Consider the following 14,595-nt stretch of genomic DNA (forward strand, 5'->3'; position numbering starts at 1 on the left):
GGGGAGATGTGCTGGATGCGTTGATCGGCGCGGGGGTCAATGCGCTGGATGGCGTGCAGTTTGACCTGCACGACCGTGACGCCGCCACCGATGAAGCATTGACCAAAGCGCTGGAGAAGGCCCGCCACAAGGCAGACCTGATGGCCACCACCCTTGGCGTGGAGCTGGGCCATGTCCAGCGTATCGAAGAGACCCAGGCGCCCATCTTCCAGCCACGCATGATGGCCATGCGGGCCGAAAGTGACGCCGTGGGTAGCGGCTCAGCCAGCGACTATCGCCCCGGCACCATTCGCATCGATGCTGGCGTGAACGTCGAGTGGGCCATTACAGGGCAAGACGCTCCTGACCGCCCAGATAGCGCTGAAGAGGCGCCGGCACGCTAATCGAACCATCCGCCTGCTGGTGGTTCTCCAATACCGCCAGCAGGCACCGCCCTACCGCCAGCCCCGAACCGTTCAGGGTATGCAGCAGCAGCGGCTTTTTCGAATCCGGGTGACGGTAGCGGGCCTGCATGCGACGCGCCTGGAAGTCTTCGCAGTTGGAGACCGACGAAATTTCCCGGTAGGTGTTCTGGCTGGGCAGCCACACTTCCAGATCGTAGGTTTTCGCTGCCCCAAAGCCCATATCCCCTGTGCAGAGCGTCACGACCCGGTAAGGCAGCTCCAGAGCCTGCAGGATCGCCTCGGCATGCTCGCGCATCTCCTCCAGCGCCGCATAGCTCTTGTCGGGCTCGACGATTTGTACCATTTCGACCTTATCGAATTGATGCTGGCGAATCATGCCCCGGGTGTCGCGCCCATGAGAACCGGCCTCGCTACGAAAACAGGGCGTGTGCGCGGTCAGCTTCATGGGTAGCGCCGACAGCTCGACGATCTCGTCGCGCACAAAGTTGGTCAGCGGCACCTCGGAGGTGGGAATCAGGTGGTACTCTCGCTCATCGTCGAGCTTGAACAGGTCTTCGCCAAATTTCGGCAGTTGCCCCGTTCCCATCAGCGAATCGCGATTCACCATGTAGGGCACATAGCACTCTTCATAACCATGTTGCTGGGTTTGCGTATCCAGCATGAACTGGGCCAGTGCACGATGCAGACGCGCGATCGGCCCACGCATGACGGCAAATCGCGCTCCGGTCAGCTTGGCGGCCAGTTCGAAATCCAGATAGCCCGAACGCTTGCCCAGGTCCACGTGGTCCAACACCTCGAAGTCGAACTCACGGGGCGTGCCCCAGCGGTGCAACTCGACGTTGTCGTCTTCGTTCTTGCCTTCCGGCACGCTGTCATGGGGCAGGTTCGGAATACCGCTGATGGCATCGTCCCACTCCTCCTGCACCTCAGCCAACTCTTTCTTGGCCTTGTCCAGGCGGTCGCCCAGGTCACTTACTTCATCCAGCAGCGGCTGGATGTCTTCGCCGTTGGCCTTGGCCTTGCCAATCGCCTTGGAACGCATGTTGCGCTCGTTTTGCAGCTGCTCGGTCTGAGTCTGCAACTCACGACGGCGCGACTCCAGCGCCTGCAGTGCCGCTGTATCGAGTTCGAAGCCCCGCCGGGCCAGTTGTTGCGCCGTCGTCTCCAGATCACCGCGCAGCAGTTTCGGATCGAGCATGAGGTATTCCTTGGCCAGAATTCAATGACACGCGCCGCCCAGGGCGCGACAAAGGCGACCATTGTAGGCAAAAGCGCGGACGGGAGCCATGGCCATTGTACGAGGGAAAAGCGGACATGAAGATTGTAGGCGTTTGGCTATAGCAAAACGCTGCATTTTAAAGCTAAGGTAGTGCAAAGCCTCACCATACTGAGCAACCATAATCTCTCTCGGTCTCGCCAGCGCCAACGGCCAGGCAAGATGCACGCCTGGAGTAGCTGGGGTAAAGTACGCTATTCCCCTATTCGCCCCCAGCAGTGACGGCTCGATTCACCATGATTGCATCTCTGGATACCCGCACGGCCCCCGCTGAACGTTTGAAGGGCCACTACGTCCGCTTCCTCGACGCCCTGCGCGCCCGCGGTTTCGAGGGCGAAATCGCCCCGGATTACGCCAACCGCACCGTGCTGGCCACCGACAACTCGATTTATCAGCGCCTGCCCCAGGCAGCGGTCTTCCCCAGGCACGCCGAAGACCTGGAGCGCTTGGCCAAGCTGGCTGCCGAGCTGCCCCACCGGGAAGTGGTGCTGACCCCCAGAGGTGGCGGCACCGGCACCAATGGCCAATCGCTGACCGACGGCATCGTGGTGGACGTTTCCCGCCACATGAACCAGATCCTCGAGATCGACGTGGAAGCACGGCGGGTGCGGGTGCAGGCCGGGGTGGTCAAGGACCAGTTGAACGCCGCTCTGAAACCCCACGGGCTATTTTTCGCCCCCGAACTGTCGACCTCCAATCGGGCCACCATCGGTGGCATGATTTCCACCGATGCCAGCGGCCAGGGCAGCTGCGAATATGGCAAGACCCGCCATCACGTACTGGCGCTGGATACCATCCTGCTCGGTGGGCAGCACCTGCACAGCCGCCCGCTGAGCGAGGAAGAGGAGCAGCAAGCACTGGCCGAGGAAGGCGTACTGGGGAAAGTACACCGTACCGCTGCCACCATCATCGACCAGCAGAAGGCGTTGATCGACGCCAAGTTCCCCCCGCTCAACCGCTGCCTGACCGGCTATGACCTGGCCCATCTGCGTGAGGACGGCCAGCTCAACCTGAACAGCCTGCTGTGTGGCTCCGAAGGCTCGCTGGGCTTCCTGAACGAGGCGGTGCTGAACGTGCTGCCGATTCCGAAGTACGCGACGCTGGTGAACGTTCGCTATGCCAGCTTCATGGATGCGCTGCGCGATGCCAAGGCGCTGATGGCCAGTAGCGCTCGCCCTACCTCCATCGAGACCGTGGGCGACACGGTGCTGCAGCTAGCCATGGAAGATTTCGTCTGGGACAGCGTGGCCGAGTTCTTCCCGGCGGGCAGCACGCCCATACAGGGCATCAACCTGATCGAGTTCAACGACGACGACGCCGATACGCTGGCCGAGCGAGTGGCGGCATTCACCCGGCACCTTGGCCAGGACACCCGCGTCGAGCGGCTGGGCTACACCTTGGCGGAAGGCCGCCCACAAATTCAGAAAGTCTACGCCATGCGCAAGCGCTCGGTGGGCCTGCTGGGCAATGTGCAGGGAGAAAAGCGCCCGCTACCCTTCGTGGAAGATACCGCCGTGCCGCCGGAACACCTGGCCGAGTTCATCGCCGAGTTCCGCGCGGCACTGGATGCTCGCCAGCTCTCCTACGGCATGTTCGGCCATGTGGATGCGGGGGTGCTGCACGTGCGCCCGGCACTGGACATGAAAGACCCCGAGCAGCAAGCGCTGATTCGGGAGATTTCCGATGAAGTGGTCGCCCTGACCCAGAAATATGGCGGGCTGCTGTGGGGTGAACATGGCAAGGGCGTGCGTTCGGAGTATGGCCCCACCTTCTTTGGTGAGCTGTACCCTTGCCTGCAGCAGATCAAGGCGGCCTTCGACCCGCATAACCAGCTCAACCCTGGCAAGATCGCCTCGCCCGCTGAAAATGCCCCGCTGATCGCCAGACAGAGCGACCCGGAGCTGCTGCGCGTGGATGGCGTAACGATGCGCGGCCAGCTGGACCGCACCATCGACGAACGCGCCTGGCAGGCTTACGACGCAGCGGTTTACTGCAACGGCAACGGCGCCTGCTACAACTACGATGTGGACGACCCCATGTGCCCGTCGTGGAAGGCCACCCGCGACCGCCGACACTCTCCCAAAGGCCGTGCCAGCCTGATCCGGGAATGGCTGCGCTTGCAGTCTCAGGCAGGCATCGACGTGGTCGAAGAGTCGCGCAAGAAGAAGGCCGAACGCAGCTGGGGCTTTATCAAGAGCTTTCCCAAGCGAGTGATGAACACCCTCAGCCGTCAGCAGCACCACGACTACTCCCACGAAGTGTACGATGCCATGGCAGGCTGCCTGGCGTGCAAATCCTGCGCGGGCCAGTGCCCTATCAAGGTCCACGTGCCTCAGTTCCGTGCGCAGTTCCTGGAGGTCTACCACGGCCGCTATTTGCGCCCGCTGCGCGACTACGTGATCGGGGGCACCGAGTTCATGCTGCCCGCGCTGACCAGGATCGCCCCTCTGTATAACGCCGCCCTGGGGCAGCGCTGGGTCACCCAACTGATGCACAAAGGGCTCGGCATCAGCGACTCCCCCACGCTCTCCCGCGCCAGCGTGAAAAAGCAGCTGCGTGCCTGGGGGGTGGCAGAAGCCACGCCTACGTCACTGGCCCTGCTCACCGAACAGCAGCGCGCGCAGAGCGTGATCATCGTGCAGGACGCGTTCACGACTCACTTCGAAGCCAGGCTGGTGATGGATGTCGTAGAGCTGCTGTCGCGGCTGAACCTGCGCGTGTTCGTGATGCCGTTTTCCACCAACGGTAAGCCGCTCCACGTACAAGGCTTTTTAGGTGCCTTCGAGCGCACCGCGGCCAAGCAGGCCAGGCGCCTGCGGGCGCTGAGCGAGTTCGACGTGCCCATGGTAGGCATCGACCCAGCCATGACGCTGACCTATCGCCAGGAGTACGTCAAAGCGCTGGGCAGCGAACAGGTGCCCACGGTGCTGATGCTGCAGGAGTGGCTTGCTACCCGTGTCAACACGCTCAATCCCAGCCCGGTGAAGCTGAATGACCCGGGCTACAAGCTGCTTTCCCATTGCACCGAAAAAACCAACGCGCCGGGCAGCCCCAAAGCGTGGCAGCAGGTGTTTGCTGCCTTTGGCTTGCAGCTGGAGCTGGCCACCACGGGCTGCTGCGGCATGTCGGGTACTTACGGCCATGAAAGCCGTAACGTCGCCACCTCCAAAACCATCTACGCCCAGTCTTGGCAGCCTCAGGTAGAGGCCGAAGAGAACGCAGGCAAGCTGCTGGCCACCGGGTACTCGTGCCGTAGCCAGGTGAAGCGTTACTCAGCGCAAACGCTGGCTCATCCGCTTCAGGCGCTGCTCCACTGCCTGCGTAGCCAATAACCGCCTCGAACCGCAACGCGAAGGGCCTGCTGTCTCCAGCAGGCCCTTTGGTTTTCCGGCGGTTGCCGCTAATCCGTTAGCTCTCTTCCTGCTGTTGACGTCCTCCCCGCCCTAAAGGACGGGGATTCCAACTTCTTGAGGGCAACGTCCTGCCCCGAGGCTGAGGATATTCCGGGCCGCATTCACGTCCCGGTCGTGGAGTACACCACACTCCACGCACTCCCAGACCCTTACTCGCAACCCGTTGACGCCCTGCGGCCCGCTAAGCGAGCCGCACGACGAACAGGCGCGGGTGGTGTTGGTTTCGCGAACGACCTTGAAGACGATGCCTGCGTGAGCGCATTTATATTCCAGCATCGTTTTCAGTTGTGACCAGCCAGCGTCGTAGACGCTTTTGGCCATCCTGGTCTTCGCGAGCCTGGTTGAGGAAACATCGCCCACGACGATTTCGCCGTACTGGTTGACGAGTTTCCGGGAAAACTTGTGCTGCGCGTCCTGGCGACGGTTCTTGATCTTGGCGTGAATAGCTTTTACCCGCCGCTTGTTGCGGGCACGTTGGGCTGTCGCCAACTGGTCTTCCATGCGGCGGTAGAAGCGGCTGTTTTCCAGCCTTCCTCCATCGCTACAGGTGGCCACATCCTTGAGCCCAAGGTCGATGCCAACGGCGCCCTGCCCAAGCGTCGGCTGCACGTCCACCTCGACCGCAACATTGAAATACCACCGGCCCCGGCTATCTTCGTTGAAACTGCCGGCACGGAACTTGTATGTCGACAGGCCGTAGCTATCCCACACCTTGAAGTAGGTGCCGTTGTGAAATACCTGCCCGTTCTTCCACTTGGCCGCGCCGGTATTGACCGGAATCCAGCCAAGTGAGCGGCGTACACCGCCGGACTTGCGCCAATTCAAGCGGGGCTTTTTGAACTGCTTGCGGCGGGCAACGTATTCAGCAGCGATGCATTGCAGCGTTTGGCTGTGCAGGCCGAGGTCCTTGCCAGCACCCTTGGTATAGGGGTGCATGTCGTAGGCAGACAGAAACAGACCTTTCTCCCGAATGGCTCGGGAAGACAGTTCGTTGAGGTAGTTCCAAACAAAATTCACGCTGCGGGCCATGCGGTTAAGCTCGGCGGCGTGTTTGTCCTTCACTCGAACCTTGAGGGTCTTGGTCTGCTTCATAGGCTGTAGTATAGTTGGCCTATGGAGACCAAACAAGACTTACGCACCGGTAGACACTGTGTTTTTATGATTCATGCTCACTTGGTCTTTGTGACCAAATACCGGGGCAGAATCTTCAACACTGAGCACCTCGACTCCCTTGAAACGCTATTTCGACGGGTCTGCGCGGATTTTGAAAGCGAGCTAGTTGAGTTCAATGGTGAGACAGATCACGTTCACCTGTTGGTTAACTACCCGCCAAAAGTGGCGTTATCCAAACTGGTGAACAGCTTGAAAGGCGTATCAAGCAGGAGATTGAAGCGGCTGCACCCCGAACTGGTGAAGCCTGCGTACCTGAAAAATGCGCTATGGAGTCCAAGCTACTTTGCGGGAAGTGTCGGAGGCGCCCCCCTGAGCATGGTCAAGCAGTATATTGAGCAACAATCGAGGCCGGACTAGGGGCGCTCTCGCGCCCCTCGCTATCCATCCTCGCACTAGAAGTACGAGGTTTTTCGCGATGTTCGATAACCGCCCCGTCACGGGGAGGGCGCGGGGTCCAGACGGTAGCCAAAACCGCGCTGGGTCGTGATCAATGACTCCCCGGCACCATGTACGTCCAGTTTACTACGCAGCCGCCGGATATAGACATTGACGATATTGGTCAGCGGGTCTTCGTGGGCACCCCAGACACTGGCCAGGATGCGCTCTCGGCTGTACAGCTTGCCGGGCGTACTCATCAGCAGTTCGAGGATCGCCAGCTCCTTGGGTGTCAGCTCGATCCGCTGGCCGCCCCGGGTCACGCTACGCTGCTCACGATTCAGGCACAGGTCGCCCACCCGCAGCTCGTTCACTTCCTGGCTGGCCGGGTGGCCCCAGGAACGGCGCTGCAGGGCGGCAATGCGCGCCAGCAGCTCCTCGAAGGCAAACGGCTTGACCAGATAGTCGTCGGCCCCGGACTCCAGGCCCGAGACACGATCCTCAATGCTGTCCAGCGCGGTCAGCATCAGAATGGGGAACGCCACCCCCGCCGTGCGCAAGCTGCGACAGATATCGGTGCCGGTGATGTCCGGCAGCAGCCGATCCAGAATCACCACCGGCTGCCGATCGGGCTCCCGTGCACACTGCACGAGGTGCAGCAGCGCCACCTGCCCTTCACTGAAAGCCTCCACCTGGTAGCCTTCGGCCGTCAGGCCTCTGCTCAAGAAATCGCGAATCCTGGGGTCATCTTCGATGACGACTATGTGCATCCTGATTACCTCATGACGCTCAGCGCGGGGCCCGCCTGGGCGTGCACCGGCAGCTGCAGCAGCGCCTCACAGCCGCCTTCAGGGGCGGCCCTCAGGCTGAGCGTACCTCCATGTAAACGCGTCAGCAGCATGGCAACAGTTTATCAAAGGTCGCCAGCGCCGCCTGGCGCTCCTCGACCAGCGCAGCCGTCAGCTCACTGGAGGGCTGCATCCTGGCCGCCAGGCGGTCGCTGTTGACATGCAAACGTTCAAGATGGGTGTGCATCTCGTGAAGAATGAAATCGCGCTCTTGCACGTCGGCTGGCTGGCCGCCCTGTTGAGCGTTGGCCAGCCAGGTACGCAGCTGGTTCTTGCTGTCGGAAAACGCCAGAAAACCCGCGTGAAGGTCACTGGAAAGCCTGCCCAGCTCTACCTTCTGCCGAGCGCCGTCGATGGCCCACACGGCCACGCCGCCCTGAGCGAGGGTCAGCATGATCAACACCAACAGTGCCACCAGCAGGCGACGCTGAAACATCGGCAGCTCTCCTGAAAACCGCTTTCCGCAGCGCTTTTTCGACCCCCAGGATCAGAAAAACAGACGCTTCAATGCAAGGCCCGGGTCCTCTTCACGCATGAAGGCTTCCCCTACCAGAAAACCGTTGACGTCGTGATCACGCATGCGCTCCACATCGTCACGGGTATGAATCCCCGATTCGGTGATCACGGTGACGCTGTGCGGAATGCGCGTCAGCAGGTCCAGTGTGGTATCCAGGCGGGTATCGAAGGTATGCAGGTTGCGGTTATTGATGCCGACCAGCTTGAGATTCAGCGCCAGAGCACGCTCGAGTTCATCGGCATCGTGCACTTCGACCAGCACGTCCATGCCCATGGCGTTGGCCTGCTGATGCAGGTCCCGAAGCTTCGCATCGTCCAGCGCCGCCACGATCAGCAGGATACAGTCTGCGCCAATGGCTCGCGCTTCCGTCACCTGATAGCCGTGGGTAATGAAGTCCTTGCGAATGACCGGCAGTTCGCAGGCATCCCGCGCGGCGATCAGATAATCTTCGTGGCCCTGAAAAAAGTCGGCATCCGTGAGCACCGACAGACAAGCGGCGCCGCCCTGGGCATAGCTGCGGGCTATGTCGGCAGGATGGAACTTCTCGCGCATGACCCCCTTGGAGGGGGACGCCTTCTTCACTTCGGCAATCACCGCAGGGTCACCCGCCTGGATGCGCTGATTCAACGCCTCGATGAAACCGCGCGGCGCGCTCTGCTGACCCGCCAGTGCCAACAGGTCCTGTTCGGAAACCGCCTGTTGGCGTTCGGCGACCTCCTGGTCCTTGCGAGCCAGAATGCGCGTGAGAATGGTGGGAGTAGCCTGCTCTGTCATGGCGTTGATCATCCTTTGAAAACACTGGTGAAGTGCGAAAGCTCTCTGAGCTTTTCGAGGGGCAATTTGGAGGCCTGCGCATCCTGGGCCACCATCACGCCCTCTTTCAAGCTGTCGGCTATGCCGGCACAGTAGAGCGCGGCACCGGCGTTCAGGGCCACGATATCTGCCGCGGCGCCTTCGCCACTCAGGGATGCCTTTACTAACCGCAGGCTATCTTCGGCACTGGTGGCTTTCAGCGCCGCCAGGCTCTGGCGCTCGATGCCCAGCGCTTCGGGGGCAATGGTGTAGCGGGTGATCTCACCCTCTTTCAGCTCGGCCACCTGGGTGGGGGCTGCCAGGGAAATTTCGTCCAGGCCATCATCGGAGTGGACGACCATCACGTGGCGACTGCCCAGTTTGCGTAGCACTTCGGCCATCAGCGGCACCAGTTCGGCGGAATACACGCCCAGCACCTGATTGGGCGCACCGGCCGGGTTGGTCAACGGGCCAAGAATATTGAACAGCGTGCGCACGCCCATTTCACGACGCGGCCCAATCGCATAGCGCATGGCCGGATGGTGGTTGGGGGCAAACATGAAGCCGACCCCCACCTGCTCGATACAGCGCGCCACTTGTTCCGGCTTCAAATCAAGGTAGATGCCCGCGATATCGAACAGGTCCGCACTGCCAGATGACGAGGAAACGCTGCGATTACCGTGTTTGGCCACATGGGCACCGGCCGCCGCTGCCACAAAACTGGCCGCCGTGGAGACATTGAACAGATTGGCGCCGTCACCACCGGTACCGACGATATCCACCACGTTATCGGCATGCAGCGTGACGCGCTTCATCAGGTCGCGCATCACCTGGGCGGCGGCGCTGATCTCCTCGGCGCTCTCACCCTTCATGGCCAGCCCTACCAACAGGCCGCCAATTTGTGCATCGGAGGCCTCGCCGGTCATGATCTGGCGCATCAACGCGTGCATGGCATCGAAAGAGAGGTCTTCGCGGCGCATCACCGCGTTAATTGCGTCTCGCATTTGCATGAGCAGATAAGCCCCTAAAGCGTATGAATTTGGCGATCAGCCGCGTCGCAAGAAATTGGCCAATAACGCATGGCCCTGGCGCGTGAGTATCGACTCCGGATGAAACTGCACGCCCTCGACATCCAGGGTGCGGTGACGAAACCCCATGATGAGCCCCGGCGTCACGTCACTCTCTGCGGTCCAGGCGGTGACTTCCAGGCAGTCGGGCAAGCGGTGCTGGTCGACCACCAGCGAGTGGTAGCGCGTGACTTCCAGCGGATTTTCCAGACCGTCAAACACCCCGGCTCCACCATGTACCACCGCAGACGTCTTGCCATGCATCACCTGAGGAGCGCGCACCACCTTACCACCGTATACCTGCCCGATGGCCTGATGACCCAGACAAACCCCCAAAATGGGCAGTCGGCCCGCGAAGTGTTCGATGGCAGCCAGCGAGACGCCCGCCTCATTCGGGGTACATGGCCCCGGCGAAATCACCAGATGGGTAGGTGCCAGCGCTTCCATCTGCGCCAAGGTGATCTCATCGTTGCGGTAGGTCATCACCTCGGCATTCAGCTCCCCCAGGTACTGGACGATGTTGAAGGTGAAGCTATCGTAATTATCGACCATTAAGACTTTATTCATGACAACCCTTTAATTTTCTGATGAATTTTGCCATGAAAGCCTGCCTGTTATACACGCCATTATACACATCGAACGTGGAGTTCAGTGGAACGTGGGCCATCGGACACCCCTGAGGGCAGGTTGAAACAGAACACATCACGCCATACTCTTGCAACGTACATAGCAAGGGGCTGAAGTGGCAAAGGGGCGACAAGTAAACTCTAGCGGGCACCGGCAACAGCACGATGCGCAATAGTGAGGGAGGTCAAGGTCATCCGGCAATCTCCTTGGGTCCTGGAGCCGCCGTGACAGAAAGCTATCTACAGAGCCTTGCCTAGCGGTACGACGGCAAGGTACGGGGCGAGGCCGCAACGATACGCCGCTTCCTATTGGAAGCGCCACCACTGCTGAGCAACATTGACCGATGCGGTACGGGCCATGGCAGATCGAAATTCATTCAATTGATTATAAGAGCTGTGCAGGCACCAAGGCTCCCAAAGCACCCTCAGGCTTTCATGATAACACAGCCCCTCGGCCCCTCGTCCACTACTTGCCCACAGAACCGCCAATCCGTATTATCGCACTCTCCTCAGGCTATGTCCCTTCTGCGGTACCCACAGGCCCTCACCGAGCGGCAAGCGGAGTGCTCCCAATGACATAACCAGCTGATTAGCACGCCTGCCCCCACCTGTGCATGTCCGTGCTTTACGAACATAATGAAGGGCTCGGTTTCACCTTTACGCTCGGTCTGAGTAGCCTTGAGGTCAACAAAGTATATATAGGACCGAAGTACTCCCTCGCCCACTGCAAATCTAACCTTGAGATAGTCAACTCAAGAAGATCCGTTGTCATGTTGCTCTATCAGAAAGCTGAGAAGGCCTAACCGGCTTAACCTCCCGGACAAAACCAATCGAAACGGTATGGATGCAGCGCCAATGCAAGGCCAATTAGACCATCCATAAAACACCAGACACCAAATGGGTCTTGATTAAGGAACCAAGGCGTAGGACGCTGATCGTTGAGCACAGACCAACTAGGTGAAAGTCGAGGTCAATGCGGTGTTTCGCGGCATCGTGCTACCCGTCGAAAGCAATCCACTGAGCGCCCAGACCAGTGATCTGTTCAGCGTCGAGTTCGAAGCGCCGACTTTAACCGCCTGAGAATCAGCTAGCCGAATGCGGCTGCTCGGCGCCACCCCTGATGGAGAGCGATTGCAAGCCACTCTTGGCTAGGCGCGACACAGGCCTCTTCAAACAGCTCGCAGACGTTTGACCGGGAATGAGACGAAAGGCTTAATTTCCTTGAGCACGAACATGCTCTGCATTTCCTTGATGCCAGGCAGCTGCCGAACACTGGACATCGCAAAATCAGCGAATGAATCCAGGTCAGAAGCCACCACCTGCAGCAGGAAATCGGCGTCACCACCGATGCTGTAGCACGCAACGACATCCTCAAGTTGCATGACTTCCTGCTCGAACTTCCTAGCCTCAGATTCACTGTGGCGGTCGATTTTGATCCGTATGAAAACCATGACCCCAAGCCCGATCTTTCGGCGATCCAAGACTGCACGGTAGCCCTGAATGTAGTTTTGATCTTCCAAATGCTTCACTCGACGCCAGCACGGAGATGCAGACATGCCGATCTGATCGGCCAGCATTTGGTTGGTGATCCTGCCATCTTGCTGCAGCGCGGTCAGAATTTTGACATCTGTCAGACTTAACGCTTGATCGGTCATATTTTTCACTCATCAGCGAATTTCTGGTAAATCCTACCATTCCTGATATGACTTGCAACAAGAATAGAAAGCACTTTTCCGACCCTATCAATTAACATTTTAATCCAGTTGCATAAGACTAAATAACTGCCATGCTGCACTGAGTGCTAAGCACTTTATTTTAAATACCAAGTTGATCGGAAAATTAGATAATCGCGTTTACTAGGCGAGACATGAGGATGAGAAATGATTTTCCACCTAGTGGCTTTTAAGCTTAATAGCTCTTTACAGTGGTGTGACAAAGAGGTCATCGAGGCAGAGGCAGCGACTCGCGAACATCCAAAACATATTAGCGAAATACGTGGTTGGCTTTGCGCCCGGAATATAAGTCCACGCGAACAAGCCATGGACTTCGTTGTAATGGGACTATTTGAAAACCAGGAAGACCTTTCTGCATATTTAATCCACCCCAATCATCAACAGGGCGTCCAAAAGTGGAAGAAAATTGCCAACTGGAAAGTGGTTGATATTGAGCTCGGCAGCGACACAACAAGGTTCTTTGGGTTATTGAACGCTCTGGTTGGCGTCAGCGGGAAACTCGTGCAGAGCTGATTTTTAAAAAAGGAGAAGCCAATGAATTTTGATGCAGCCACCCACAAGTGCGTCATCGTAGTCGACAAGGAGCTGGGGCTAGGGCATGCGGCTAATGCTGTTAGCGTCATAGGTGTCAGCATGGGACGCTCGGTAGAAAACCTGGTAGGGCCAGACATGCGAAGTCAGGATAACGTGAATTACCCCGGCGTCATCTACACCCCCTTGCCAATACTGCTCTCCAGCAAAGAAAAGCTGCGCGAAATACTTGTAAAAACACTGGAGGAGGATGAGATTCACAACATCCCGTTCAGTGCCCTGGCGCAATCCTGTAGAACCTATCAAGAGTACGAAGAGCGCATGTCAGCAGCCGATAGCTCTTCCATTGAACTGGTCGCCATTGGACTGGTCGGCTCCAAAAAAAAGATCACCAAGCTAACTGGCAGTCTTCCGCTATTCAAGTAACAAGGGGGCCTCAATGTACGCCTTATTCAAGCCTGATCTTCTGAAGCTGGCTCATACTGTTTATCATCAACACGAGCTATTTGAGAATGGCAAAGTCTCCGCTGACGAGTTAAACAGCATCCAACTTGAGCGGCTTAAAAGCACGCTTCGCTATGTCAGGGAATATGCGCCTTTTTATCGTACTGCACTGTCCGCCATGTCTGATTCAGACATAGATGATCTGAACTGGGATGCATTTCGTAAATTGCCATTCACTACGAAGAGTGATTTGCGCACAGCCGGGCATGAGATGGCTGCTGCGCCGCTGACTGAAGCCTGGATCTACTATGAGACTACGGGCACCACTGGCGCAGCCACCCCATGTCCTCGCAACGAGCAGGACTCCATCTTCAACAACAGCCCGCTGATACTCCGTTATGGCGAGATTTTCCGCGCCCACGGTTCTCAGCATATTATCGGTGTAATGGGGCCTACGGAACTGCATTCGACTGGAGATACTTTCGAGGATGTGTGTCGCAGCTTGGGCCACACTGTCGTGAAAATGTGGCCGCGCTCACCCACTGTAGGGCTGGACCGGGCCGTGACGCTGATCAGGGAACTGAAGATCACCGCGCTAGTCTGCACACCAGCCATTGCCATCAGCCTAGCCAAACATCTGCTCCAAAGAGATTGCCAACCTTCCCACTTGGGCGTGAAGCTGATTTTTACCCTAGGCGAGCTCACTACGCCTGCCCTGCTGCGAAATATCGGTGAGGTTTGGGGTAGTACCATCTACAACTGCATGTATGCGTCACAGGAGTCATCAATCCTTGCAGTGAGCAACATTCAAGGAAACCTCTGCACGGTTCCCTTAAATATTGTTTATGAAGTGATAGATCCGCTGACGGGGCAAGTCTTGGAACCCGAGGACGACAGAATGACAGGCGAACTGGTCATCACCCACCTCTATCCAGGGCAGAAGCCACTGATCCGCTATCGCACTGGCGATATGGTCAGAGCCCAAGTGCTGAATACGGGCCAGTGGCACATCATTCCTATCGGCCGGGTCAGAGACACCTTGATAATCAATGGCAGCACCCACTGCGCCTACGACATCGAAGCCACACTGCTCGAGAATCTCAAAGGCTGCTTAGATTACCATATCCTAGTGGAGGCCGTTGCAGGCGCCGACCAACTGAGCGTCACGCTGGAATTAGAGAGCAGCAGCGCTACCCTGAACAACCTGCAGTTCATTGCCAGCTCCATGGCGGAAAAGCTTAATACTCGCGTTCGCATCGCGGTCGGTTCGACTGATGCCGTGACGGGTACTGCGGCAATGGTTAGCTGGAAAGCCGCCAGACTCCATGACAAGCGTCAAGGCAGTGATAACCAGGAGCGCGAAACCGCATTGAAAATTGCAACGTGGAGGGCCTGA

At 58.4% G+C, this 14,595-nt stretch carries 15 protein-coding genes; 7 read left to right on the forward strand and 8 right to left on the reverse strand.

Annotated elements, in window-relative coordinates; all coding sequences use genetic code 11:
* Positions 1–383: SIMPL domain-containing protein (locus HSS18214_RS17885; protein ID WP_016914372.1), on the forward strand; the 383-nt coding region annotated here is incomplete at its 5' end.
* On the opposite strand, the gene serS is transcribed toward HSS18214_RS17885, so the two are convergent.
* Complete coding sequence (gene serS / locus HSS18214_RS0105875) at positions 325–1,602, reverse strand: serine--tRNA ligase (RefSeq protein ID WP_016914373.1); 1,278 nt, start codon at positions 1,600–1,602, stop codon at positions 325–327. The genes HSS18214_RS17885 and serS overlap by 59 nt on opposite strands.
* Before the next feature lie 314 nt (positions 1,603–1,916).
* On the opposite strand from serS, the gene ydiJ reads away from it, so the two are divergent.
* Positions 1,917–5,012 (forward strand): D-2-hydroxyglutarate dehydrogenase YdiJ, encoded by a 3,096-nt coding sequence (gene ydiJ, locus HSS18214_RS0105880; protein ID WP_016914374.1) that lies wholly within the window; start codon positions 1,917–1,919, stop codon positions 5,010–5,012.
* A 111-nt stretch (positions 5,013–5,123) separates the two neighbouring features.
* On the opposite strand, the gene HSS18214_RS19475 is transcribed toward ydiJ, so the two are convergent.
* Complete coding sequence (locus HSS18214_RS19475) at positions 5,124–6,185, reverse strand: RNA-guided endonuclease InsQ/TnpB family protein (protein WP_016914375.1); 1,062 nt, start codon at positions 6,183–6,185, stop codon at positions 5,124–5,126.
* A 21-nt stretch (positions 6,186–6,206) separates the two neighbouring features.
* Between HSS18214_RS19475 and tnpA the strand changes: the two genes are divergently transcribed.
* The gene (gene tnpA / locus HSS18214_RS0105890; protein ID WP_016914376.1) at positions 6,207–6,623 is read left to right on the forward strand and encodes an IS200/IS605 family transposase; all 417 of its coding nucleotides are present in this window, start codon (positions 6,207–6,209) and stop codon (positions 6,621–6,623) included.
* Positions 6,624–6,700: 77 nt separating this feature from the next.
* Here the strand turns inward: tnpA and HSS18214_RS0105895 are convergent, their stop codons facing one another.
* The 5 genes from HSS18214_RS0105895 to HSS18214_RS0105920 all read right to left on the reverse strand — a co-directional run bounded on the left by HSS18214_RS0105895 (position 6,701) and on the right by HSS18214_RS0105920 (position 10,432).
* Positions 6,701–7,411 (reverse strand): response regulator transcription factor, encoded by a 711-nt coding sequence (locus HSS18214_RS0105895; RefSeq protein WP_016914377.1) that lies wholly within the window; start codon positions 7,409–7,411, stop codon positions 6,701–6,703.
* 121 nt (positions 7,412–7,532) lie between these two features.
* On the reverse strand, positions 7,533–7,925 hold the full coding sequence (locus HSS18214_RS0105905; RefSeq protein WP_016914379.1) for a hypothetical protein: 393 nt from the start codon (positions 7,923–7,925) through the stop codon (positions 7,533–7,535).
* A gap of 51 nt (positions 7,926–7,976) precedes the next feature.
* Complete coding sequence (gene trpC, locus HSS18214_RS0105910; protein ID WP_026001759.1) at positions 7,977–8,780, reverse strand: indole-3-glycerol phosphate synthase TrpC; 804 nt, start codon at positions 8,778–8,780, stop codon at positions 7,977–7,979.
* An 8-nt stretch (positions 8,781–8,788) separates the two neighbouring features.
* Complete coding sequence (gene trpD / locus HSS18214_RS0105915) at positions 8,789–9,808, reverse strand: anthranilate phosphoribosyltransferase (protein ID WP_026001760.1); 1,020 nt, start codon at positions 9,806–9,808, stop codon at positions 8,789–8,791.
* A gap of 36 nt (positions 9,809–9,844) precedes the next feature.
* A complete protein-coding gene (locus HSS18214_RS0105920; RefSeq protein ID WP_040460858.1) occupies positions 9,845–10,432 on the reverse strand; it encodes an anthranilate synthase component II in 588 nt (195 codons plus the stop codon).
* A 1,016-nt stretch (positions 10,433–11,448) separates the two neighbouring features.
* Here HSS18214_RS0105920 and HSS18214_RS19645 point away from each other — a divergent pair.
* Positions 11,449–11,571, forward strand: coding sequence for a hypothetical protein (locus tag HSS18214_RS19645; RefSeq protein ID WP_016914383.1), 123 nt, complete (start codon positions 11,449–11,451; stop codon positions 11,569–11,571).
* Positions 11,572–11,660: 89 nt separating this feature from the next.
* Here HSS18214_RS19645 and HSS18214_RS0105930 read toward each other — a convergent pair whose 3' ends face one another.
* Complete coding sequence (locus HSS18214_RS0105930) at positions 11,661–12,146, reverse strand: Lrp/AsnC family transcriptional regulator (RefSeq protein WP_016914384.1); 486 nt, start codon at positions 12,144–12,146, stop codon at positions 11,661–11,663.
* 225 nt (positions 12,147–12,371) lie between these two features.
* Here HSS18214_RS0105930 and HSS18214_RS0105935 point away from each other — a divergent pair, with 225 nt between their 5' ends.
* The 3 genes from HSS18214_RS0105935 to HSS18214_RS0105945 are packed head-to-tail and all read left to right on the forward strand — an operon-like array spanning position 12,372 to position 14,595.
* Positions 12,372–12,737: a Dabb family protein gene (locus HSS18214_RS0105935; protein ID WP_016914385.1), complete on the forward strand. Its 366-nt coding sequence runs from the start codon at positions 12,372–12,374 to the stop codon at positions 12,735–12,737.
* 21 nt (positions 12,738–12,758) lie between these two features.
* Complete coding sequence (locus tag HSS18214_RS0105940) at positions 12,759–13,181, forward strand: DUF2000 domain-containing protein (protein ID WP_016914386.1); 423 nt, start codon at positions 12,759–12,761, stop codon at positions 13,179–13,181.
* A 13-nt stretch (positions 13,182–13,194) separates the two neighbouring features.
* Positions 13,195–14,595 carry a phenylacetate--CoA ligase family protein gene (locus HSS18214_RS0105945; RefSeq protein ID WP_016914387.1) on the forward strand — a complete coding sequence of 467 codons (1,401 nt, stop codon included), beginning with the start codon at positions 13,195–13,197 and terminating at the stop codon, positions 14,593–14,595.

Source organism: Vreelandella stevensii S18214 (assembly GCF_000275725.1).
Taxonomy (GTDB): domain Bacteria; phylum Pseudomonadota; class Gammaproteobacteria; order Pseudomonadales; family Halomonadaceae; genus Vreelandella; species Vreelandella stevensii.